Below are 22,864 nucleotides of genomic sequence, written 5' to 3'. Positions count from 1 at the left end.
TTTTTTAACGCTCTATTGGTAGGATAACTGTAAATGTGGTTTGACCTGGACGAGATTGAAAAGTAATCTGTCCCCGATGTTTTTCAACGATTTTGCGAACGATATCCAGTCCCAATCCACTTCCTTCGCCTGGGGGTTTAGTGGTAAAGAAAGGTTGGAATATTTTTGAGTGGATTTCTGGGGGAATCCCGGTGCCACTGTCGGCAATGCTAATTTGGATATTTTCGTCATTGTGAATTGCGTTAACGGTGAGAAATCCTTTGTTATTCATCGCTTGTAGGGCGTTATGAATCAAATTCGTCCACACTTGGTTAAGTTCGTCAAAATAACACTGAATGGGTGGGATATGTTCGTAGTTTTTAGTTAATTCTATACCCTGTCTGATCTGACTTTGATAGAGGGTCAAAACTGCATCTATGCCGTCGAGGATGTTGGCTTCGATTGTTTCACCGCTAGAGTCGTGTCGGGCGTATGTTTTTAGGGCAAACACGGCTTTGGCGGCACGATCGCTGGCGATGTTAATATCTCGGGTGCTGGCCTGCAAGCGTACAAAGGCCCGTACAGTTTTGAGGAATTCGTCGCTGTCGCTTTGTCGTAGAAGTGAGAAGAAAGGTTCGAGACGATCGTGAACTCCTAAGTCGAGGAGGATATTGGCTAATCCTTCTGATTTCTCAATGTTTTGGGCTGCGAGTTGGCTAGTAATTGTTTTTCTGAGTTGTCGGCGTTCGCGACCGGATACGATCGTGGTGTTGGCAATGGATCGTTGCAACAATTCCAAAAATTGTGTTTCTCGTTCTGGGGTAAGTTCGCGAAATAATGTGGGAAATTGGCTGAGGTTTTCGTTGAGAAAGTCGGTAATATAACTCACAGAAGAGCGAATTGCTCCTAACGGCGTGTTAATTTCGTGAGCAACTCCTGCTACGAGTTGACCTAATGCTGCCATTTTTTCCGATTGCACTAATTCATCTTGAGTCAGTTGGAGTTCGGTTAAGGTTTGGGATAGTTTGGCTGTGCGTTCGGCAACTTGTTCCTCTAATGTTCGATTGTAATCTTCGCGCAATTTTTCAGCTTGTTTGCGTTCGGTGATATCCTGGAAAGCTGCGATCGCATAACTTAGGTTTCCATCCGCGTCGTAAATCGGCGTTCCTGCGCTTTCAATGGGAATAATTTTGTCTGGATGATGAATTTCCATATCTTCGCCACGCACGCTTTTTCCTTGCAACGCATTTAACAGGGGATCTGATTCTTGAGGATAAATGCGATCGCTACCAGCTTGGTAAATTTTGTATTGAATCTGAATTTGTTCGGCAACGGATGCTACCACACCTTGACCGAGAAGATGCTGTCCAGTTTGATTGGTGTAGTACGGATTTCCGTGACTGTCGGTGACAAAAACACCAATGGGCATGGCATCGAGGAATTGCGATAGGCGGCCTTCGCTTTCAGATAATGCTGAATTTAAGGCTTTCATCTCGGCATTCTTCTGTTTGAGTGTTTCTTCATTTTGGCGCAATGCGGCGGTGGCGCGATCGATCGCCAATTGCAACCGTGCCGGTTCGCTAGCTAAAATGAAGACAGCGATGCTTCCCACAAGTGCGATCGCCATACCTCCTCCCCTCAACCAAATAGTAACTGGTGAATGGTCATCCCATCCAGTTTTAGGAACGGCTGCTAACTGCCAAGAACCGTTCGGTAACGTGACGGAAAGAAAAACGGGTTTTTCCTGAAAAATTGCCCCATTCCCGAAAAAAACCTCACCTTTTTCCCCCAATCCATCTTTGCCACGCAGTACATATTTTAAGTTAGAGGATTCTTGTAACAATCCGGCTTCTTCATAGATAGTTTCGGGATTGACCAAAATACTCGCGAGTCCCCAATATTCAGATTTTCCCTCTATTGATTTGACAAAAATAGGCGATCGGTTAATAAATGCAATACCGCCTTGTACGAGTTTAACCGGGCCGGCAACAACCGATTTTTTGGAGGCAATAGTTCGATCGACAGCTTCTTTTTGGGTCGGCGTTGCTGCTAAGTTCAACCCAACAGCTTTTTCGTTGCCTTCAACGGGATAAATATGACTGATCGCCGATTTTTTGGCTAGGTTCATACTCCGAATCCCTCGATACCTCTCCAACAGAGGAGAACCAATAGCTGTAAATTCATCTTGGGTGAGTTCGGGACGGGTTGAAGCATGAATGACTAAAGCTTCTACGAGAAGAAGTCTGGTGTTAATTGCCGCTTCCAAACGGGCTCGCACGGTACTCAGTTGATTGAGAGTATCTGCCTGTTGTTGTTCCTGAAATCGTTGAGTTTCGGAGCGATCGAGAATCATGGTAGCCGCCAGAATTGATAAGGCTGCGCTCGCAGCAGTTACAAAGGCTTTACCAGTATGTTTTTGAATTTTTCTCATACTAGATTGTCCGATATGACTCAATATAAGTTAAAAAAATGGTACGATAGACCCAATGAATTCGGTAGGTTACAATCGGGAATTGCTAATTTTTAAGATACCCGAACTTAAGTAACACAAAAACTCCTTACAAGTAGCAAAGTTTCCCAAATTCAGCTCGCTAGTGCACCCTTTCCCGATCGCGATATTTAAAATAAGCTACAATTATGAGCAATAGTCCGGACAGTTTTTAGTTGTAGTCTGAAACCCTTGATTTTCCGTCGGCCACTCGATTACCGACTTCCCTTGAAACTTTGATGCTCTTCTTGGCGATCGAATACTGTCCGAAGGAGTGCATCTGGTTTTTCAAGAGGGCGAAGCATGACCGCATATAAGTTATTAGTTATCATCTCATATTGATTTCGGTCATGCTTCGCCCCTACAAACATATTTGCCTTGCACAAGCCGCTGCACCCGTCCGAAGTATTGGTTAGAAAAATTATCTGTATTGCTGTATTCTACAGCGACTTTATTGAGAATTGGCAGCGATTAGGATTTTGACCAACTGCTCTGGGAGCTTTGGTTTGAAGTTGTTTGAAGTGGTATTACACGATACTTTTCAGACATTTTATAGTTTTGCGACATCTGAAAAAAATTCAAGCTTATCTCTATTAGCCGATCGCCCTTGATAGTCTTTTGCTTCTAATTTATTGGGTTGAGGGTTGGGGATATTTGAGCTAAAACACCGAAATTCCCCAATTTGGTCAACCCTCCACCTTAATTTTGACAGCTTAATGACTGCCGATTACCATTTCAGCAAATTAAACTCTTCCATGTCTACGGTATTGCGGTTGCGGTAAATCGCCAAGACGATCGCCAAACCAACAGCAGCCTCAGCAGCCGCAACGGTTACTACAAAAACAGTAAATACTTGACCTTTAATCTGTACGGGGTCAAGATAGTTAGAAAAACCCATCAGATTGAGATTGACTGCATTCAGCATCAACTCGATCGACATCAACACGCGCACGGCATTTCGGCTGGTAATTAAACCGTAAATGCCAATGCAGAAAAGTGCAGCAGCTAATAGCAGGAAATACTGGAGTTGCAGTTGCATAATTTTTGGGAATTGCTCTCAGTCTAAATTACTACAAAACAGGCAGATACAGAGGCTGCGAACAGAAACCAGGTTTCTCGCCTGACGAACACATAGGTGGGCAGTGCACACCCTACAATTACTTTGTTTCCGGTGAAGAAACATCACCGGCTGAAACTAATTCGCGGGGGCGTTCCGGCAAACTAAAAGCTGGTGTATCTGATTGCTTCATGGACAATTCATCCGGGAAGAAATCGCGGCGCGCCAAGACAATTGCTCCTACCATTGCCATCAACAAAAATACCGATGCTAACTCGAAAGGTAGCAAATAGTCGGTGAAGAAGTGTTTGGCGATCGTCACGATCGAACTTTCGGCGGGTGCTCCCGTCGTTGTAACAATTGCCCAAGGAGTAGACACGACCATTGTACCCAACAGCGCAAACAAACCAGCACAAACGACTGCGGTTGCGACTTGACGCACCCAAGCGTTAGGAATTGTGCGGAACTCTTCTCGTTTGTTTACCAACATGATGGCAAACAAAATTAAGACGTTAACAGCGCCAACATAAATTAAGATTTGCGCTGCTGCTACAAAGTCAGCATTCAACAATAGGTACAAGCCGGCAATGCTGGTAAATACGCCACACAGCAGAAATGCTGAGTAAACGATGTTGGAAAACAGCACTACTCCTAATGCTCCTCCAATCATCATTAAGGCGAGTATGCCAAATGAAACAATTTGAACCCCTTCGGCTAGATTCACAATATTTAATCCTTTGTTAATTGGGCAAACAGGGCATTGGCCAAACAGGGCATTGGGCATTGGGGATGTGTTATTTGTTATTTGTTGTTTGTTATTTGTTGTTTGTTATTTATTATTTGAAAAATCACTAACAAGTAACCACTAACAAGTAACCACTAACAAGTAACCACTAACAAGTAACCATGCCCCATGCCCGATGCCCCATTCCCATTACTTACTTTCCTGAATTTCCTCTGGGCGGAGGCCTGCACGGCGATCGGTGTAGGAAACTTCATGAGGATCCATCACACCTTTCGGCAAATAAGCGAATTCGCGCAACGGTGTCACCATCGGATCGTCTGAAACCTTGTAGGGCAAACGTCCGAGGGCCACGTTGTCATAATTCAATTCATGACGTTCGTAGGCGGCTAACTCGTATTCTTCTGTCATCGACAAACAATTAGTCGGACAATATTCTACACAGTTACCGCAGAAGATACACACCCCGAAATCGATACTGTAGTGCTTGAGTTGCTTCTTCTTAGTTTCTTTGTTAAATTCCCAATCCACCACAGGCAAATTGATCGGACAAACTCGAACGCAGACTTCGCAGGAGATGCACTTGTCAAATTCAAAGTGAATTCTGCCCCGAAAACGTTCGGAAGGAATTAGTTTCTCGTAAGGATACTGCACCGTAACCGGGCGGCGTCTCATGTGATCGAAGGTCACTGCTAGTCCTTGGCCGATATACTTAGCAGCTTGAACAGTCTCTTTGGCGTATTCGCCTACTTGATTGAGGAATTTTAGCATCGTGTTCTCTCTCTGTACTTGAGTTTTTGGTAATTGCTAACTAATAATAGGTAATTGGTTAACAGGTATTTTTTCTGTTGCCCTTTACCTATTATGAATTAACCGCCAAAAGCAAAGGGAAAGGCAAGTTTCAAAGCTGCGGTCAATAGCAAGTTAACTAGAGCAACCGGAAGCAAAAACTTCCATCCCAAATCTAGCAATTGGTCAATCCGAACTCGTGGCAGAGTCCAACGGAGCAGAACTGCCAAGAACAGGAAAAAGTAGGCTTTCAACAAGGTCATTGTAATGCCCAGCGTGCCAGTAATTACCTGCAACCAAGGAGTTGTTTCGCTCAATCCCAAGGCATTGGTGATAACTCCGACAGGAATCGGGCATTCCCAGCCGCCGAGGTACAAAACGGCTACTAGCAGGCAAGAAAGGACGAGGTTAACGTAGGAAGCGATGTAGTATAAGGCAAATTTCATGCCTGTATACTCAGTCTGATATCCTGCTACCAATTCTTCTTCTGCTTCGGGTAAGTCAAAGGGTAAACGTTCGCATTCGGCTAGTGCTGCAATCCAGAAAATCAGAAAACCTGCGGGTTGGCGCCAGACGTTCCAGCCGATGATGCCGTAGCCGGCTTGTTGGTGTACGATGTCGATCGTACTTAAGCTGTTGGACATCATCACAACTGCCAATACTGCCAAAGCTAGCGGAATTTCGTAGCTGAGGGATTGAGCAGCGGCTCTGAGTCCGCCGAGGAGGGCGTATTTGTTGTTAGAAGCATAGCCCGACATCAGCAAGCCGATCGGCTGAATGCTAGAGAGAGCAATCCACAGAAATATCGCTGTCCCCATATCGGCGATGAGCATATGCTCTCCGAAGGGTACGATCAAGTAGGACAGAAACACTGGAATCACGACAATTACCGGGCCGAGCGTGAACAGCAGCGCGTCAGCTTTTGCCGGTACAATGTCTTCTTTGAATACCAACTTCATGCCGTCAGCAACGGGTGCTAGGACTCCCAGGGGGCCGAGAAATTCCGGGCCAATCCGCTGTTGAGCGGCGGCGGAGATTTTCCGCTCTAGCCAGACGCTAGTCAGCACCCCGAATACAGCACCGACAACCATCAGCACCATTGGCAACGGCAGCCAAAGCACGTGGGCTATGTCCGCCGGTAAGCCCAAATTCGTTAGGGCTTCTACAAAACTTCCTTGTAAGTCAATTCCTGGGTTCATGTTTCCAGCTTTTGAGCGATCGCCATATAATTTTTCACCCGTCCTTCGTAGGAGTAGGCTTAGAGAGCGGGGACTTTGTAAAGATTTTTAATGCTTTACCGCCTATCAGTATATCGCCGGACTGGCCCCAAGAACCGATGGATGAGGTGAAGTTCTAATTATCTGAGCCCCAACGCGAGCTAATCGGTTGGTAACTTATGGTTGAGTGTTAGCTAATTACTGTTGACTGTTTGTAGGGAAAGACCAAAGAAACCGGGTTTTTATGGGTTTCTGCGAGTTGTAACGAAGTTTTTTCGCAAAAACCCGGTTTCTGAGTGCCCGCGTGTAATACCATTTTTCTAAAATCGTGCAACACTCTTCGACCCCCCCTAGCCCCCCCGCTGCATTGCGGGGGGGACAAGAATACTGTTGCATTCTTTTTTTAAATTGGTATAAGTTCGATGAACGAGATATAGCAACCGCCACATCGGGCGCGGACAGAAATAAACTCATGAATAAGGCCGACGAACCCTCGAAAAACGGTTTGATTCGCTTGCTATAACTGTCAACTGTCAACTGTCAACTGTCAACTGCTATATAGCCCAAACAAAAAGGGCAGAGAATTAATTCTCTGCCCTTTTTATGCTTTAAGGTAACTTTCAAATGGCTTAAACCATTGATTTTACGCTACCTTTTTTATGGAACTGGGCAGAATCGAACTGCCGTCCAAAGCGGGTATTTACCTTCCGATCGTTCACAGGTTTATCCCCTCTGATCCTCGGGGCGGGAACCATCTTTATCCCAAATGGGGGGATTTTCTAGTGATTTCTTTCCCGGCTAACCGACTAGAAACGTTTAGCTAGGGCATCCGTTGGGGGTTGTTATGCTGCCTTTAACGGAGTTAAGCGGCATACACTCTGAACCAAGCTAGAGAAGTTTTTAGGCTACAGCTACGGCTTTGCGAGCGAAAGGAACGATGTTGTTCGCATTTACTATTTTTTTTGAGCCGATATTAACGAGAGTAGACTCCCTCTCGACCTGCATCACGGAGCAGCTTTCGCCACCCTGTCGAAACCATTACAGCCCCTCGTGTTCTCTAATCATAGCTAATATTTTGTATAACGTCAATCGATTTTGGATTTTAGATTTTAGATTTTGGATTTTAGATTTTGGATTGAGGCTTTTTTTACCAATAGTCGAGGACGCACTACCAACAAAGAAACCGGGTTTTTTACAAAGAATGAGCATTTTGGGCAAATATTTTCGTTAAAAAACCCGGTTTCTCTATACCCGTGGAAGATTTCTAATGCAGAGTTTTGTCCCAGACGCCGATGTAAATTCGATCGCGCTCATTGCGTTCGATCGTCCCTTTCAGCGAACCTTTCTGAAAATTAAACCGATTGGTGCGACGTTGCTGCACGTCCCGGAACCCTTGCAAAATCTCCTTATCTGCGCCGCCCACCATGCCGTTTAACGCGGTTCGGACTACCAAATCGTCCACCGACTGGGCAAAAGAACCCTCTGTTTGGACGAGTTGTTCGGAATTGCGATCGTAAATATAGCCGAGAGTCACCCGGTTCGGCAGCAATTCATAGAGTGCGGTGCGAGTATTGGGCCAATAGCCGCGGGATTGAGAGTCCGTGGGATCTCCCAGTGCACTTACAATCTGACTTTCCGGCGTACCAACGGCAAACCCTGGGATGGTGGGAGTCTTCTGATAACCGGTTCCTGGTTGTTCGCTGGGTGGGGGCGATCGATCGGGCGGCAATTGCTTGTCAACCAGTTTTTCCGTACGCTCTTGTAGGGGCGGTGCCCCCGTGTCCGCCCCCGCTGGTGGAGTTGGAGTTGGCGCTGGAGTTGGCGCTGGAGTTGGGGTTGGAGTTGGCGCTGGAGTTGGAGTTGGAGTTGGGGCCGGAGTTGGAGTTTCAGCAACAGGCGGCGGAGTTTCTCGGCGAGGGGGAATTGGTGCGGGTGTGGGAGTGGGAATTGGTGCGGGGCTGGTGCGTGCGTCTGGATCTGCGGGGGTGGAAGTGCGATCGTCCTTCGCTATTGGTGCCGGTTCCGAAGATTGTCCGTTGAGGAAAATCCTCGCAATCCCGACCAAACCACCGAATATAAGTGCGATCGTCACAAACCCCAAAATCAACCAAACCTTGCGGTTGCCGAACCCATTCGTCACCACAGCAGGCGCTGTTTTGAGAGTTGCAGGCGACTGAGGGCCGTGTCCCGGCATCACAGCCAGCGTCGGCCCGGTATCCGGCGACTGCCCGTGCAGCAGCGACAGCCACTCATCCACGGTAGCAGGGCGATTTTGAGCCTCTACCGTCATCCCCCGCATCACCGCTTGACTCACAGTCACACTTAAGTCAGGGCGCAAGTCGCGGGGTGAAGGCATCGGCTGACTGGTACGCAAAATGGCAGCCACGGGCACCCTGGCTGTGAGCAAAGTGTAAAGCGTCGCCGCCAGCCCGTAAACATCGGTAGCTGGCGTATATTTTCCTTGGGCGAAATACTGTTCTGGCGGTGCGTAACCGTCGGACACCATATTAGTGTGAGATTGAGTTGCGCCTGCTGTAAACTCGCGGGAAATGCCAAAATCGATCAGCACGACTTCGTGAGTACCTTGGCGCAACAGAATGTTTTGCGGTTTGACATCTCGGTGCAGCAAACCCTTTTGATGAACTGCTTTCAAAGCAGCCCCAATTTGAGTGATGTAGAGAATTGCCAGATTTTCTGGGAGGGGATTGTTTGTACCGACTACATCGCCCAAATTCTGACCGGCTATGTAGTCCATTACCATGTATGGCTGTCCGTCTTCGACAAAGAAGTCGCTGACGCGTACTATATTCGGATGGACGCAGGAAGCCAACCGCCTCGCTTCGTCTTGAAACTTGCGATCGAACTCGGCAAAATTTGGTTGTCGCCGCAGGGATTCGTTGAGGGTTTTAATAACGACAGGCTGTCCTAAATAGCGGTGAGTTGCCTTGAAGGTAATTCCAAAGCCACCGCGTCCCAATTCTTGTTCGAGGGTGTACTTTCCACCCTGTAAAGTTTTGCCGATGAGCGCATCCATAGGTTCGGGCGATCGCACTTCAAATAATATGGCTGATTATGGCACATATGGTTTGCTCAGTTACCAGTCTAAATGGCGATCGAGGAGTGCGATCGGCCCTAAGTACCAGGTTTGCTTCTAGCTGACGTTGATACTTTTCTCCGGCCTCACACCAGATGTGAGTGTATCCGATGATCTTCTGCGATCGCTGAAATATCTATATTTTTTCTGGAATCAGCATTCAAATTCAGCCTTGTTTCAATTTTCAATTAATACTTGTGCTACTTTTTGTAACAATGACGATTGACTGTTATCACCCATTTTTAAAACATTTTGAGTTAGCGTACTAAAATGTAAAGCTGTTATGGGATGCTCGCTCAGCTCCGATGTAGTCATTGACTCTCCGCCATATCTCTTCCCCATCAAATGATATGCTCTAAACCCTTTCTTAATCGAGCCGGCAATATTTTGCCTTGGAGGTACATAATACTGAATAAATGTTTCGTTCTTCAAATCCAAACATATCATATTTTGGATTCTGTTGATAGGTTTAATCTCGCTGTTGTAATGGGATACCAAAGGTAAAAATCTACTACTATTTTCACTTTGGTTTTTTCGATCTATTGTTAGTTCTCCGCTTTCCAAGTCTTCAATAATACCAGTCCTTCCAATTAAGGTGGGCGTATAAAAATCATTGGTATAACAACTAATATACAGACCCTCTGATTCATCAACAAAATATTTTTGATCGTTAATTAATTTTTTTGCATTATTTCTTTGCCTTCTTAAAAATCGAAATTTAGATTCTATTTGTTTCAAATCGTGCATTACATTTTTTATATATATGCAACCATCTTTGTAAATAAATTCTACCGCAACCGCTTTAGCTTCCTTGTTTTTTGGGCTGCGTACATAAATACTAAAAAATTGTTTTTCAGAAAATGATTGAGGAGTAGTAATAGGCAAGCCCAAGTTCGGATTTGACAAACTCTGCGAGATCCAGTTCTTAATTCCCAACTCAATCAAGACTTTCTGAAATTCAGGGGAAATCTTTATCTTGTATTTATCGCAGAAAATTTCCCATTCCTTGCTATCTTCTTGTGCTTTTAGATAACAAAAAATAGAATCTTCTACATCCAATAATTTCCCTTCAGTAAAAGCTTGCGTCTCCTTGTGGAGACTATCTAGATCTCGATCGATTTTCCAATTTGTATAATTAAAAACCGCAAAATCAGTTTTCTCATCTCCCACAGCACGAAATTCTGGTATATTTATCCCCTGCGTGCTAAAAAACTGTCCCGTCTCCAAATAGTTAAATCTTTTCTTTAACTGTGAATAGAAATCTACTTGCGATTGATTATCTATTGTTGTTGATGGATACCACAGATTGTCTTTTGCCTGATAAGCCATCGAACCGGATTCTTCTTCCAAAAGTTTATTGAAAACCAGATAGTTTTTTCCTGCTTCGAGTTGAATATCTGACCATTTAATAGATTCCGTAATTCTCCAGCAAACTTCGTCCTCACCGTCAGGTACTTGTTCGTAGGTACTCACAGTTTTTCCATGATTGTAAAATGCGATCGTAGATACCCCTTGATGTTTCAGGAAGCATTGCAAAAATTGTCGGTCATCTTCAGTTAAATCGAGTCCTGTATTGTTAATAATCTCTAAGAATTCTACAGATTCTATGTTTTTAATGAAAGGGTTTTCCAAGTAGTGGTCAGCCTGAAAATCAAGAGACTCAAAAGCAATATTGCACTCACTTAAAAACCCCTCAAGTTTTGTCATGAGGTTTTGGTAATGATAAAGCTGAGTCTTTTTGAACTTGTCATAATTTTTAGGATCGCTATCAAATTGCATAAAATTTATTTTATTTGTTTTCCTAGCATCTAGGTCGCGATCGAAGTAGTAGTTCTTATTGTCGTAGACCAACAAATCTCCTAAATCATCACCATCTATGGTACTGTAGCTATCTTTTGGTAAGAAGAGTCGGTGTTTTCGAGACAAGGTTAATGTGAGTACGCCATGTTGATTGTATTTGACTAATAAATTTTGGCCCCACACTAAAAGAGCCTCTTTCGATTTGCTGAGATCCCTGGAATGGAGTAACAGTAATTCTTCAAAACCATTCAGTGTCTCAAAGTATAAGCCTTGAGACAGAATATAAAACTTGAAAATGAGGTTAAAAATTATTTCTAGATCGCTAGAATTGTCTGTAAATAACTTTTGCCATCCAGAATGATTTTTATTAGGGGATAAAAAGAACACATATTTTTTGCCCCCATTATATGAGAAAAAGTATTGAATTTCTGATTTTTCCCGTTTCTCCCCATGTGCAGCAAGTCTTTCTTGGACTTGAGCTTTAATGTATTTATGCCGCTCTTTATAAAAGGTAGGCCGTGAATCCTCATTTTCAGAATCTTTATCTTCAACAATCGGATATTTAAGCTCAAAATGTTCTATCCCTTGTCCCTCTTTAAATAGATACTTACGCAGTTTTTCGGCAACTTCTTGTGGATTTTCTAAAATTTTTAGTTGATTGGTTCGCGATATATCTGATAATGCTGCTGTTTTATTTTTCATTTTATTTCTCCTTTGTAAACAAAAACTCTTTGAGGATATTGGATTCTACTGGACAATTGCGATCGTCAAAGAAAATTAAATTTCCCGAAAATAGCGTGGGTGAGTATTGTTGATTTTTTTCTTGGGCGGCGTGCAAGTTAAGAAGTAACCCCCTTGCGGTGCTAAATTCTGGATAGTCTGAAACAATTTCCTTCAGCTTGTTTTCGGTTTTATCCAGCGTCTTTTTTGACAGGCGATTTCCCGAAGGTACGCTCCAAGCTTTAACATCAATACAAAATAACGTATTCTCCTTGACATAGTACAAATCAAACCGCTCGTATAGTTTACAATATTTTTTTAAATCTCGCAATGGCTCAAAACGATAGATGGATTTTATGGCTTTCCAGTCTTTACCTTCTTTGAAAACTACATCTTGAATCCAGCGTTCCACAAAATTTTCAGCCAGTGAAGGATACAACACATCGTAAAAGAAATTCGGACGCGGAATATAAGTATTAAAAACTTCAGGTTGTGGCATCAAATTGTTGTAGAGTCTGTAGATTAAATCAGTCGAAGGATCTAGGGAGCCAATTTCATTACCTTCTAAGTCATAGCCTCGCTCGCTAATTTTTAGATATTCAGGATATAACCGCTTCTGGTAAGGATAGATTTTTTCCCCATTGATGCTATCGCTGATAATCTGGAATTTTTTACCGCTTTCTTCCTCGGAAGCTAAATAGGGCGTAAATTCAACTTGTTCTGGGTTGTGATAGAATAATGACTCAATAAAATCAGCAGGAAATAGCCCTGAATCTCGCAACTTTTCCAGATACTTAGCTGGGTCTTTGAAAACAATTGGATCGCGCAACGCATCCCACGATTTTGTGATGTCAAAACTATGTTGATTAAGATGAAAGCGATCGATTTCCTCCAACATTTGTGTTTTAAACGCTTGGAAAGCCATAGTGGCATCAATCTCATCAAGAATATGATCTTCATAATCCTTAATCGAGCGTTTTTTTTCTTCTTCTCGAACGCTTAAGTAAACTTTGTGGTTGTTAACGGAAAATTTACGAATTTCCTCCTTTTCTTTCCCTTCCAGGTATCTGTAAAAATTCACTAAATTTTTTCTGGTTTCTTCATTAACAAATATTTTTACCACTTGGTTAGGAAAATCGCGTCTCTCAGATCTGCCGATCGCTTGCAAAACTTGTTTCCCTAATAAAATCTGGTGTTGCTGCTGTCGAAATTCTCCAGCTTCTGGTCGGCTGAGGTATTGGTTGAAATCTTTGATTTCAATATTAGAGTCTCCCAAGTTTACAATACTTTTCATCAACGCAAAATGGTAAAGCGTCATAGATAATCCAGAATCTTTTGATTTGTTCAGCGATGGGCCCATTACTGTATAGTAACTGTCCATTAACAAAGCTAAAGAGTCGAAATCTTTTTCATCGCCGTTAGGATTTTTAATAATCGGATTCAATCCTTTGGAAGCTGACTGATAAGCTGATATAAAGAAGATTTTCTCCCCTGGTTTTTCAACCAGCTCATTCAAATACGTGTTTTGAGCTTTTTTGTCGCAATAAAGACTGTTGAATGATGCCTCATACAAAATTATTTTAATCTGAATATTACTCTGATATTCCTTATGCTTTACTTGCAGATAATATATATTTGGATGTTCGGTTGATGCTTTAAATTTAAAGTTAGCCTGCTTGAGTAGCTCGCAATGTTGAATTAACTTTTTAATCCAGCGTAGAGTTTGAGTAAAAGCAATTGTTTCTTGAATTGAGTCATCCTCAAACAGGTAAAACAAGAAACGAATAAACTTTTGAAGTTCTTGGATTTTGTAAGTTCCCAGCCAATTTCCATCCTGCTTGAGATCTTCGATAAAACTTTTTAAAAGAGTTTTTTCAAATTGTTCCACAACTTTTTGAGTTGCGTTATTTGGGAAAGACAATAAATCCTCACCGAAAAACTTTACTGCAATCTGTCGCTGCGCCTCACGACTTTCTCTGATGTTTTCGCAAACCGATACTTCTTCCTCGCTCATTTCCTTAAAGGAACTTTCACCGGATTCACTAGCATTACGCAATTTATCTTTGAAATACTGCATATCATAGCTAGTGCTTAAATCTCCTAAAATTCCTCCTGTTGCTGAAATTATAAAAATCACATTACTATTATTGCATAACATGGAATTTATTTTGAATTCAGGCGAAGTCAATATAGCCGTACTACCAATAGAAACTTCTCTAAGGGCGCGATCGATCAGATTATTTTTAGGATTTTGATAACGAGAAATTTCTTTGATATTTACGATCGACTTATAACTTTCATAGACATAGGCAGTATTTAAGTATCTTAGCAGTTGATTTTGCGAGGGGCTTTCTTCACTTGCCTTTTGGACTTTAGCTATTTGTTTCGACCAAATTTCTAAAGAACGGGATTGAGAATCTTCAGCATCTAGGACGTTAGCTAGAAAATCTTTGATGGTTTTGATTTGCGATCGCACAGCTAGAATGGCATAAATTAACTCTGCTACAGAAGTATTATCTGCAACTTTTTCCTCTGTGATTTGGACGTGCCCGCCAGAAGGTTTGGTTAAAAACAATTTTTGCAGAGGTTCGAGGTTGTAGATGTACAGGTTGTTGTATGCAAAAATGTTCATTAAATCATCACATATTTTATTGTAAAGCTTTTGAGGAATCAGCAAACTTCTATTATTCTCAAATTTTGAAATAACTCTGGATAACATTTCAAAATCCACTATAATGAGATTTTCTTCATCATTGTCGAAAATCCCAACTATTTGTTCCATTGAATCGTCAAGCCCATTTTGAATTTTTACTATTTTTTCTAAAAAATTGATAGAGTTTCCCTCTTCAAAGGTCAACCGTTGATATATGCGGGCGAATTTTTGCAGTTTTGGTTCTAGGGCTTTGTCTTTTTCAAAGTGTTCTTGAAATTCGTAAAAAGCTCCCTTATTCTTATCTATGAAATTTAAAAAATCTCTGTTTTCATTGTTTTGAGTTGAAAACAGCATAGAAAATTCTCTATTGATAGATGACAGCGCATTATTGATTGCCAGTTTTTCAGGAGAGATGATATCAATCTTCTCCTCTAGCATAATTTGATAGCCATCTTCCTGCTCATCCAAGGCAAGGATAAACTTTCGGGAGTTGTCTGTATGCTCAATAACGTATTTATCGAGATGACTGCTTTTCTTTACCCATTTTGTACCATTGTAGATAAAGTACGGAATAGCCGTTTCAAATTTTTTATAGGTGAGCATCAAAATTCCAGATTTGTTTTGCAGAAGATGGAGTGGGAAAAATATTTCAATTAACTTTGAGCATTCAGCAGGAGAATTTCTTCTATCTAATTCACATTTGATAAAAAATTCTAAAAAGCTTTCAATTAAATGATTCAGTTCCCGTCTTGCTCTCGTAATTTCAGACTCATTAAAATCCTCATCTCCAAAACCTGTGTTTTTTACATATTCAAGGCGTTTAATCACCTCTTTTACTTTCTCAAGGTTTCGTTTATTTTCCTGAACCTTTTCCTCAGGACATACTTTTTTATCGATTTTCCAAATTTTTGTGTTTTTGAGAATAGAAGATATCAATTCCTTGTATAATTTGATAGACTCATCCGTCGTTTTCATTTCTAAAGAATTTATTTTATAGACGGGAATATCTGGGAATTGGCTCTCAACTGAAGCTGGCACACATAAGTGTTCTCTCAACGGGGCAACATATATACCGATTATTTGATTTTTTGGATGTTCTTCTATGGTTTTATAAATTGCTTGAAACAATTGGTGAGTTTTTCCTGAACCCGTACCATAATTGATGAGTTTTAGTTGAGGACGGTTTTCTCGAAAGCTATCTTCAATAGTTGCAAGGTAGGAATCAAGAATTTTGGAACGAGCTGAGTCTAACTGCTGATTAAGATCGTCTGTTTGCTTTTGCATTATGTGTTATCACCTTATCTAGAGTAAATACATATCGTGGGATAGTCTTTTCTTTGACTGATACCCATAGTAGCGCCTGAACTCTTGCGCTTTGTCTCGTAAATTGCTAGAAGCCAGCTTTTTGGCATCTTTCTGTGCCTGCTTGGTATAGACTAGATTCCAACTCACCACTGCAACTGGCGATCGCACTCTTCGATCGGCATAGCCAGTCCTTCCCGAATCGATTCCCGCATCCCCGGTACTGATAGAAGATACAGTGTCTCCTGCACAGATGCCCAGTCAGATTCAGATAATAACACTGCATTGCTAGTCTGTCCTGCAATCACAATAGGTTGGTGCGACTGACTCACCGAATCGATCGACTGCTGCAACTGTTTTTGAGCTTCCTTGATTGGAATCATAATCTTCCACTTTTCTAAATACGCTTTTCTCGATGATGTTGGGTGGCTGTAGACACTCCCTTAATTATGAGCGATCTTTACCCTTACTGACAGCTATCTCCATAGTAGTATTTGATTGGGGGTAGGACTTGAAGATTAAAAAACGTTCCGGTTGAGCGAATGCAAAGAGCCTTTTCATCACACCAATATCTTTCGACCGTTTGCTGCAACCGAATTCTTAGTCTGCGCGCATTCACTACAAATTTGACTTCTAGACTCGACCATACATACAGTTAGCGCACGACCGAAAACGTAACATTTGATGCTAGATGTTAGCTTTTTTACATATCCTCATCTCGCATTTAGACATTAAGTAGATTGTACCGCAATTTCAACGTCATACCTGGTTTGACGATCGATCGCCAAAACCGCAGTACAATACACTAATTCAAAAACGCCTTTCTCTGAACCCTTGCCAGTTGGTACGCGCCGCGACTGTCCAACAACTGATATTGATTTGGCTGCAATCCGAATTCCACAAACTTGTGTGGATATCCCAGCACTAGAATCGTCGGAGAAGTGTGGTTGTTGGATTCCTCGATGTAGTCTTTTGCGCCCCTGGGAAGTCGGTAGAAAGTCACCGGATCTTGGGTATAAAAAACTAGACTCGGTTTCCAGAAACCAATCATCATCAACTCTTCTCCCGGCAGTTTTTGTTGGACAACAACCTTCGCTAACTCTCTCAGAGGTAACTGGCGGTTGAGATCGACCAAATTGTAGGCGGGAGTCAAACCAAAGATGATAAATGCAACTAATCCGATGAAGTTAGCTACCAAAATCCAGCGTTGTTGACGTTTCCAGAGTAAAAGCGCGATCGCCACCGCCGCAGTTATCCAAATCGCACCGCCCACATTCAGCAATCCCGACTGCTGAATTGCTTCGGGAAAATTCGGCATTGCCGGATCGTCTCCCAGCCAGTGGTAGCAGTAGAAAGTTGCTCCCGCTAGAATCAATAAAAATACGACGTTAACAATGAATGTAACTAACAGCGATCGCGGCAGAGAATTTGGTTTGTTTGTCGATCGCCCGGGCCTGACTTCTGATGCTTTTCCTGCCACAATATCGTCCCACAGCAGCGTTACCAAAATCGCCGCCGCTGGCAGTAAAGGCAATACATAACTCGGCAATTTTGTCACGGCGATCGTGAAAAAGCCAAAGATGCAGCCGAACCAAAATAGGGCAAATAAACTTAATTGTGCCGATCGCGCTTGACGGCGCCAGTAACTGCGCTGCCAAAAACGGGTACGCGCGATCGCCACCGGCAAATAAATTGACCAAGGCGCAAAACCAAGCAGCACTACAAAAAAGTAAAAATACCAAGGCGCCGAGTGCTTGTTGACTACTCCAGTAAAACGCTGGAAATTGTGATAGCCGAAAAAACTCTCAATATAAGTTTCACCGTTGGCTAATATCACCAGAATGTACCATGGTAGGGCGATCGCCAAAATAATCAAGATTCCCGACAGCGGACGCATTTCGCGCCAAAGTTGTCGAAAATTTCCCAAATACAGCGCGAAGCTACCAATAATCATCGCTGGTACGACAATTCCCACAGGCCCCTTAGCCAGAATTGCTAAGGCAATTAGTACGTAACAAGTCACATACCATTTATTGGGAAATCGCCCAGCAGAAATGGTGGAAAGTTCTGCTTTTTCTCTCTTTTCTTCTAGCGTGTAACCGAGAAAAAATGCCAAAAGTGCCGAACACATACAGGCAACTAATAGCATATCTGAAACGCCAGTCCGCCCCCAGGCAATAGTTTGGGGATTTAAAGCTATTAATGCCGCACCAATCCAAGGAGTAGAAAGAAACAGCGGGAGATGACGAGAGGGGGAGAGAGGGAGAGAGGGAGAGGGGGAAAATATTCTCTCAGACTTCTCCCTTGTATCTGTTAAATCCGTTACATCCGCTAGAGAATCCGTTGCCGAACTTCCTTCTTCCTTCGATCGCGATAGAGTGTAGAATCCGAGGCAAGTCAGGCCGATCGCGCACAAAGCCGACGGAAGTCGCACAGCCCACTCGTTAACGCCCAGAGTGCGGTAAGCCACCGCCATCAGCCAGTAAATCAACGGTGGCTTGTCAAACCTGGTTTCGCCGTTGAAATAAGGAGTGATCCAATCTCCTGTCACCGTCATTTGACGGGCGGCTTCAGCAAACAGCGGTTCGGTTTCGTCAACTAAGCCGATGTTACCCAGATTCCACAAGAAAGCTACCCAGGCGATCGCGCACAGCCACAACACCGATAGCAACAAAGGTACCATCGGCCGATGCCTGTAATATTCTGACAAATTTTTAATAACTTCCTTCACGGAAACTTCCTGCGATTTTAGATTGAAAATTTTAACTCGCATAGAGAGTCTACCGAAAGATTCGCGCGATCGAAACTGGAAATTCGATCGCACTCCTTCAACTCACATCTTGCACCGTTCTCAACAATTCGGGGGGACGCTTGCAAAACATCACTAATGACTGATGACTAATGACTAATGACTGATGACTTCACTGCTGCAAAGTTAATTGCCATTCTTCAGCTTTGGGATTCCAAGCGGGCGAGGCTGTCTCCCCGGCGACGTAGGGCCCCCAGTAGCGGCGGGAACCATCTTGAGCAAAAACCACCAGAATGTCTCCCTGTTTGACTTTTAACTTGCCCTCCGGCAGCGATAGCATTAGTCCCTTGCCGCCACCTTCCCCCGGTGCAAAATCCCAGTGGGCCGGTTTTCCGTAGGATTTCTCGGTTTGCCGTTTCGACAGCAAGGCCACTCGCACTGGGTGTTCGCTGCGGTTGCTGACTCGCAAACTGCCGGCGGCTTTGCCATTGACAGGGATTGAGGAATTGGTTTCTTCCTCTGCTTCTGGGGGTAAGTCGGGTTTGGGCGCCCTAGCGGTGTCTGCCGAACCTGTCGCGACTGTCGAAACCGGAGGTGTTGGAGGGAGTGCGGTGGCTGCTGAGGGCAAATCACTCGATCGATTTGCACCGTTGGAGATGGTGATTTCAAAACGTCCGAGAAACATTCCTGTAATTAGGACGATCGCCATTCCAATTAATATCTGGTAATTTTGAAGTTTCATAAATTTTATGCTTAAAGGATAGACTGCACCCCTGCTATTAGTCCTACCTATCTTGAATGTAGAATCCGGGGCTACTGTGCCACAAGATACAGCTACACTTAATTACTTGACGGTTCGGGCTATAAAGCTCGCGATCGCTCAATACCATTTTAGATGTTAAATTTGAGACTTGACATTGCCGGATACCGATCCGGTAAGGATTTGGGGTTGTTGGCGATCGGCATTTTTTAACCCCGCTCAAAAACAGCTACAAGCCCCGATACTCAAGAGTATCTAGCCAAAAACTTGAGACTCCTGGTCAATCTCCCAGCAGATTCAATACGACAGTAAATCTAAAATCTAAAATTCTTCAATCTAAAATCTAAAATCTACTGACTCATCCGCATAACTTTTAACTTTTATGCAGAATACCCGAATTAACAGATTGATTGATGTTCTGGGCGAGCAATTTGCAGGCTGGGCTAGCAATCCTTGGCGGCGGATTTCGCTGCTGGTAATTAGCCTGCTGTTCGGCAATTTTTTGGGAACTGCTCTTTCGACGATCGCCGGACAAGCCGCTAATTGGGATATTATCGTAGCCGGGATGTTGGTGTTGTTGACCGAGTTGGCGAACCGATTGGTTTACAGCAGGCGGCGGCTGGCTGGTGCTTTGTGGGTGGAAATGCTCAATGCTCTAAAAATTGGCGTGACTTACAATTTATTTGTAGAAGCTTTCAAACTTGGCTCTTAAATTATTAAATCATATGGTGTCCGCTCGATTAATCGCAGTAAAATTCGTTTGTAGTGCGGACTGAAGTCCGCTCTCACTCTGCGGACTGAAGTCCGCACTACAAACTATTTTTGTTATGGTAATCGACTCGACATAATATCATCCAATCCTAAAATCTAAAATGGTTGGCTCGCCTGTAAATCCTGTTGAAATTTTACACCGCTGGCGATCGGGCGATCGCCCGATCGCTCCCGATTTCGATCGCCTCGCCTGTTGGGAACTTGCCGATCGTGTGCGATCGCGCGCTTTTAACATTACTCCTGACAACGCAGCCGATGTTGTCCGCCACAAAACCGATTTATTCCTGTCTGTACTCGATCGACTGCATACTTTCCCCGTCAAGTCAAGTGTTTTTCTCGAAAGTTTGTGGAATCTGTGGCTGCCGCTGGCGATACAATTATCGACTGAAAAACAAAGTTTAAACCAAACTTTAATTCAAGGAATTTTAGGAGTCCAAGGAACGGGAAAAACTACTTTATGCCAAGTTTTGAGGCTGATACTCGAAAAATTGGGACATTCTACAGTCAGCCTTTCTTTAGACGATCTTTACAAGACTTATGCCGATCGCCAAAATCTCCAACAAGCCGATCCGCGTTTGATTTGGCGCGGCCCCCCCGGCACTCACGATATTGACTTGGGAATCTCCGTTTTAGACAAGTTGCGCGCTTCTGGCACGGGCGAATTAGCAGCATTTGACAGTCAAAAAATAGAAATTCCCCGGTTTGAAAAATCAGCCTGGGGAGGTGCGGGCGATCGCAGTCAATCCGAACTTATTTCCGGTGCGGATATTGTACTGTTTGAAGGTTGGTTTGTCGGTGTAAACCCAGTCGCCGATCGCAGATTGAACGAGTTTTTGGCGGCGGCGCCGTTTCCGATTTCGACAGAGGGCGACTGTCAGTTTGCGCGCGATATGAATGCGAAGCTGCACGACTATTTGCCACTGTGGAACCGATTAGATCGGTTGATGGTTTTGTATCCCCGAGATTACCGCCTTTCTCAAGTGTGGCGCAATCAGGCGGAACGGGAAACGATCGCTGCGGGGAAGTCGGGAATGTCTGAGTCGGAAATTAATCGGTTTGTGGAATATTTCTGGAAAGCGCTGCATCCTGAGTTATACATTCAGTCGATGCTGGAGGGCGATGGCGTGGATTTGGTGGTGGAAATTTTGCCCGATCGCGCGATCGGCAAGATTTGTCGTGCGATCGACTGATAATTAAACCATTAGCAATACCAATTTTAAACGAATTAGGTACGTAGTTGCGCTTCAGCGCTCTTTCCTGATATTCGCAAAGAGCGCTGAAGCGCAACTACATACCTTAGAGGCTCGATCGCGCGATCGGGAAGATTTGTCGTGCGATCGACTGATAGCCATTACCAATACCAATTTTAAACGAATTAGGTACGTAGTTGCGCTTCAGCGCTCTTTCCTGATATTAGCAAAGAGCGCTGAAGCGCAACTACATACCTTAGAGGGTTAAATTTAAGTCTCGATTCTAAATTAACTGCCGGGAGTACCGAGTTCGATCGCCTTTTGCACCAAATCGTCGGTAACATTGCCCGGTGCACCTGTGGGGTTAACTTCCTTAGCCATCGCTAGAAAATCATCGGGATTTCCCTGTGCATCCGCCGGCATAGGAATTTCTTGAGGGGCTGGAATCTCAAACTTAGGCGCAGTTGCAGCAGCGGCAGCTTCGGCGCCGGCACTCGTGCGATCGATATCGCTAACGCTGAATTGTTTTGAAGCTTCGTAGTCGGCCGATACATTAACCTCAGGCAACTTTTGTTCTCCAGCTTCTACGCTTTCAGTTATCTGTTGAGCATCAAATGTTTGAGTGTTATCTAATTCTGTATTCACTTGAGGATTAACTTCAGACATAGCCGACTCCTTGTTACTTCTATTTAACAATTCAATATAATTATTGTCGCTAAAATTCCTGTTTTTTTCATCTATCCGCAGATGTATCGTGCGCTTCTATCTCAAGGATGATTTATGCTAAGGTCGTGGCTCAAAATTATTTGTGTAAAAAAAGAAGGCTACTCTACGCCAGCGATCCAAACCCATACATCATAAGTCATTCCCTGTTTGGCCAATTCCCAATTCCCAATTCCCAAATCGCATTACCTCTCGGGGATGGTGACTTGTACCTACAAATGTTGATATTTATATATTCTGGAAGCATTTTTAAGGAATTTTACGTATGAACTCACCCGCCGCGACCAATACTCACGCTCTCTCAGACGATACTCAAAACATGGTTGATAAAATCAACGGTTTGGGTACAGATGAAAAACTGGCACTGCTCTACTTTATTTATGAAAAAATGGGAGAGTCAATTACACCAGCCGCTCCCACTGCTGCGGAACCAGAGTTAGCTCCCATGTTGCTAAATGATTTTTACAACCTTTCCCACGACCAACAACTGAATATAATGCGAGGTATTGTCAACGGTGACGACACGCCTTATTCTCGCGCTTACGGAGCCTTAACTGCTAACAATCAGTTGCTGGTTTGGTATGCTTGGGCTATTGATATGGGGGATAAAATTGTCGATATCCCCGAAGGATATGAGGCAACTGAGGCTGTGAATTGCGTGTTAGATCAAATTGAAGGTCTGGAGTTTGAACAGCAAATTTCGGTGCTGCGCGATGTAGCTAATAATATGGGCTACACGGATGTTAAACCAATTGCTACTCAGGCTCAAGTTGGGAAAACTTCTAGTTTTTAGGAAATAAGACGGGACGGTTGCAACCGCGTATCCAGTC

The 22,864-nt window shown here is 43.5% G+C and carries 16 protein-coding genes and 1 other RNA gene; 4 read left to right on the top strand and 13 right to left on the bottom strand.

Annotated features, from left to right (window positions below):
- Nucleotides 1-4: 4 nt before the first annotated feature.
- From QZ938_RS06345 to QZ938_RS06315, 7 genes are all read right to left on the bottom strand, one after another.
- A complete protein-coding gene (locus QZ938_RS06345) occupies nucleotides 5-2,410 on the bottom strand; it encodes an ATP-binding protein (RefSeq protein WP_293349747.1) in 2,406 nt (801 codons plus the stop codon).
- Between the two features lie 784 nt (nucleotides 2,411-3,194).
- On the bottom strand, nucleotides 3,195-3,500 hold the full coding sequence (nuoK, locus tag QZ938_RS06340; RefSeq protein WP_228042566.1) for an NADH-quinone oxidoreductase subunit NuoK: 306 nt from the start codon (nucleotides 3,498-3,500) through the stop codon (nucleotides 3,195-3,197).
- A gap of 124 nt (nucleotides 3,501-3,624) precedes the next feature.
- Nucleotides 3,625-4,248 (bottom strand): NADH-quinone oxidoreductase subunit J, encoded by a 624-nt coding sequence (locus QZ938_RS06335; RefSeq protein WP_293149672.1) that lies wholly within the window; start codon nucleotides 4,246-4,248, stop codon nucleotides 3,625-3,627.
- Between the two features lie 210 nt (nucleotides 4,249-4,458).
- Nucleotides 4,459-5,037: an NAD(P)H-quinone oxidoreductase subunit I gene (ndhI, locus tag QZ938_RS06330; RefSeq protein WP_293149617.1), complete on the bottom strand. Its 579-nt coding sequence runs from the start codon at nucleotides 5,035-5,037 to the stop codon at nucleotides 4,459-4,461.
- A 98-nt stretch (nucleotides 5,038-5,135) separates the two neighbouring features.
- Nucleotides 5,136-6,254, bottom strand: a complete 1,119-nt coding sequence (nuoH, locus tag QZ938_RS06325; protein ID WP_293176334.1) for an NADH-quinone oxidoreductase subunit NuoH — start codon at nucleotides 6,252-6,254, stop codon at nucleotides 5,136-5,138.
- A gap of 675 nt (nucleotides 6,255-6,929) precedes the next feature.
- Nucleotides 6,930-7,320: a transfer-messenger RNA gene (ssrA, locus tag QZ938_RS06320) on the bottom strand.
- A gap of 216 nt (nucleotides 7,321-7,536) precedes the next feature.
- The gene (locus QZ938_RS06315; protein ID WP_293349744.1) at nucleotides 7,537-9,306 is read right to left on the bottom strand and encodes a serine/threonine-protein kinase; all 1,770 of its coding nucleotides are present in this window, start codon (nucleotides 9,304-9,306) and stop codon (nucleotides 7,537-7,539) included.
- On the opposite strand from QZ938_RS06315, the gene QZ938_RS06310 reads away from it, so the two are divergent.
- A complete protein-coding gene (locus QZ938_RS06310) occupies nucleotides 9,293-9,427 on the top strand; it encodes a hypothetical protein (RefSeq protein ID WP_293349741.1) in 135 nt (44 codons plus the stop codon). The two genes, QZ938_RS06315 and QZ938_RS06310, sit on opposite strands and share 14 nt — an antisense overlap.
- A gap of 116 nt (nucleotides 9,428-9,543) precedes the next feature.
- Here QZ938_RS06310 and QZ938_RS06305 read toward each other — a convergent pair whose 3' ends face one another.
- The 5 genes from QZ938_RS06305 to QZ938_RS06285 form a co-directional block, all read right to left on the bottom strand.
- Entirely contained in the window at nucleotides 9,544-11,868 is a 2,325-nt protein-coding gene (locus QZ938_RS06305) for a hypothetical protein (RefSeq protein ID WP_293349738.1), read from the bottom strand.
- Between the two features lies 1 nt (nucleotide 11,869).
- Nucleotides 11,870-15,823, bottom strand: coding sequence for a hypothetical protein (locus tag QZ938_RS06300; protein ID WP_293349735.1), 3,954 nt, complete (start codon nucleotides 15,821-15,823; stop codon nucleotides 11,870-11,872).
- A 164-nt stretch (nucleotides 15,824-15,987) separates the two neighbouring features.
- Entirely contained in the window at nucleotides 15,988-16,224 is a 237-nt protein-coding gene (locus tag QZ938_RS06295) for a type II toxin-antitoxin system Phd/YefM family antitoxin (protein ID WP_293349732.1), read from the bottom strand.
- Between the two features lie 422 nt (nucleotides 16,225-16,646).
- The gene (locus tag QZ938_RS06290) at nucleotides 16,647-18,524 is read right to left on the bottom strand and encodes a glycosyltransferase family 39 protein (protein WP_363318792.1); all 1,878 of its coding nucleotides are present in this window, start codon (nucleotides 18,522-18,524) and stop codon (nucleotides 16,647-16,649) included.
- A 238-nt stretch (nucleotides 18,525-18,762) separates the two neighbouring features.
- Nucleotides 18,763-19,332 carry a hypothetical protein gene (locus QZ938_RS06285; protein WP_293349726.1) on the bottom strand — a complete coding sequence of 190 codons (570 nt, stop codon included), beginning with the start codon at nucleotides 19,330-19,332 and terminating at the stop codon, nucleotides 18,763-18,765.
- A 400-nt stretch (nucleotides 19,333-19,732) separates the two neighbouring features.
- Between QZ938_RS06285 and QZ938_RS06280 the strand changes: the two genes are divergently transcribed.
- Together QZ938_RS06280 and QZ938_RS06275 are read left to right on the top strand one after the other, a co-directional pair.
- Nucleotides 19,733-20,062 carry a DUF565 domain-containing protein gene (locus tag QZ938_RS06280; RefSeq protein WP_293149633.1) on the top strand — a complete coding sequence of 110 codons (330 nt, stop codon included), beginning with the start codon at nucleotides 19,733-19,735 and terminating at the stop codon, nucleotides 20,060-20,062.
- 160 nt (nucleotides 20,063-20,222) lie between these two features.
- Nucleotides 20,223-21,311 (top strand): glycerate kinase, encoded by a 1,089-nt coding sequence (locus QZ938_RS06275; protein WP_293349723.1) that lies wholly within the window; start codon nucleotides 20,223-20,225, stop codon nucleotides 21,309-21,311.
- A 288-nt stretch (nucleotides 21,312-21,599) separates the two neighbouring features.
- Here QZ938_RS06275 and QZ938_RS06270 read toward each other — a convergent pair whose 3' ends face one another.
- The gene (locus QZ938_RS06270) at nucleotides 21,600-21,977 is read right to left on the bottom strand and encodes a hypothetical protein (protein WP_293349720.1); all 378 of its coding nucleotides are present in this window, start codon (nucleotides 21,975-21,977) and stop codon (nucleotides 21,600-21,602) included.
- A 322-nt stretch (nucleotides 21,978-22,299) separates the two neighbouring features.
- Between QZ938_RS06270 and QZ938_RS06265 the strand changes: the two genes are divergently transcribed.
- Nucleotides 22,300-22,827 carry an orange carotenoid protein N-terminal domain-containing protein gene (locus QZ938_RS06265; protein WP_293349717.1) on the top strand — a complete coding sequence of 176 codons (528 nt, stop codon included), beginning with the start codon at nucleotides 22,300-22,302 and terminating at the stop codon, nucleotides 22,825-22,827.
- Nucleotides 22,828-22,864: the final 37 nt, after the last annotated feature.

This window comes from Microcoleus sp. CAWBG27, from assembly GCF_020883145.1.
Classification (GTDB): domain Bacteria; phylum Cyanobacteriota; class Cyanobacteriia; order Cyanobacteriales; family Microcoleaceae; genus Microcoleus.
The sequence above is the reverse complement of the archived record's forward strand: the minus strand, read 5'-3'. Positions and strand labels throughout refer to the sequence as shown.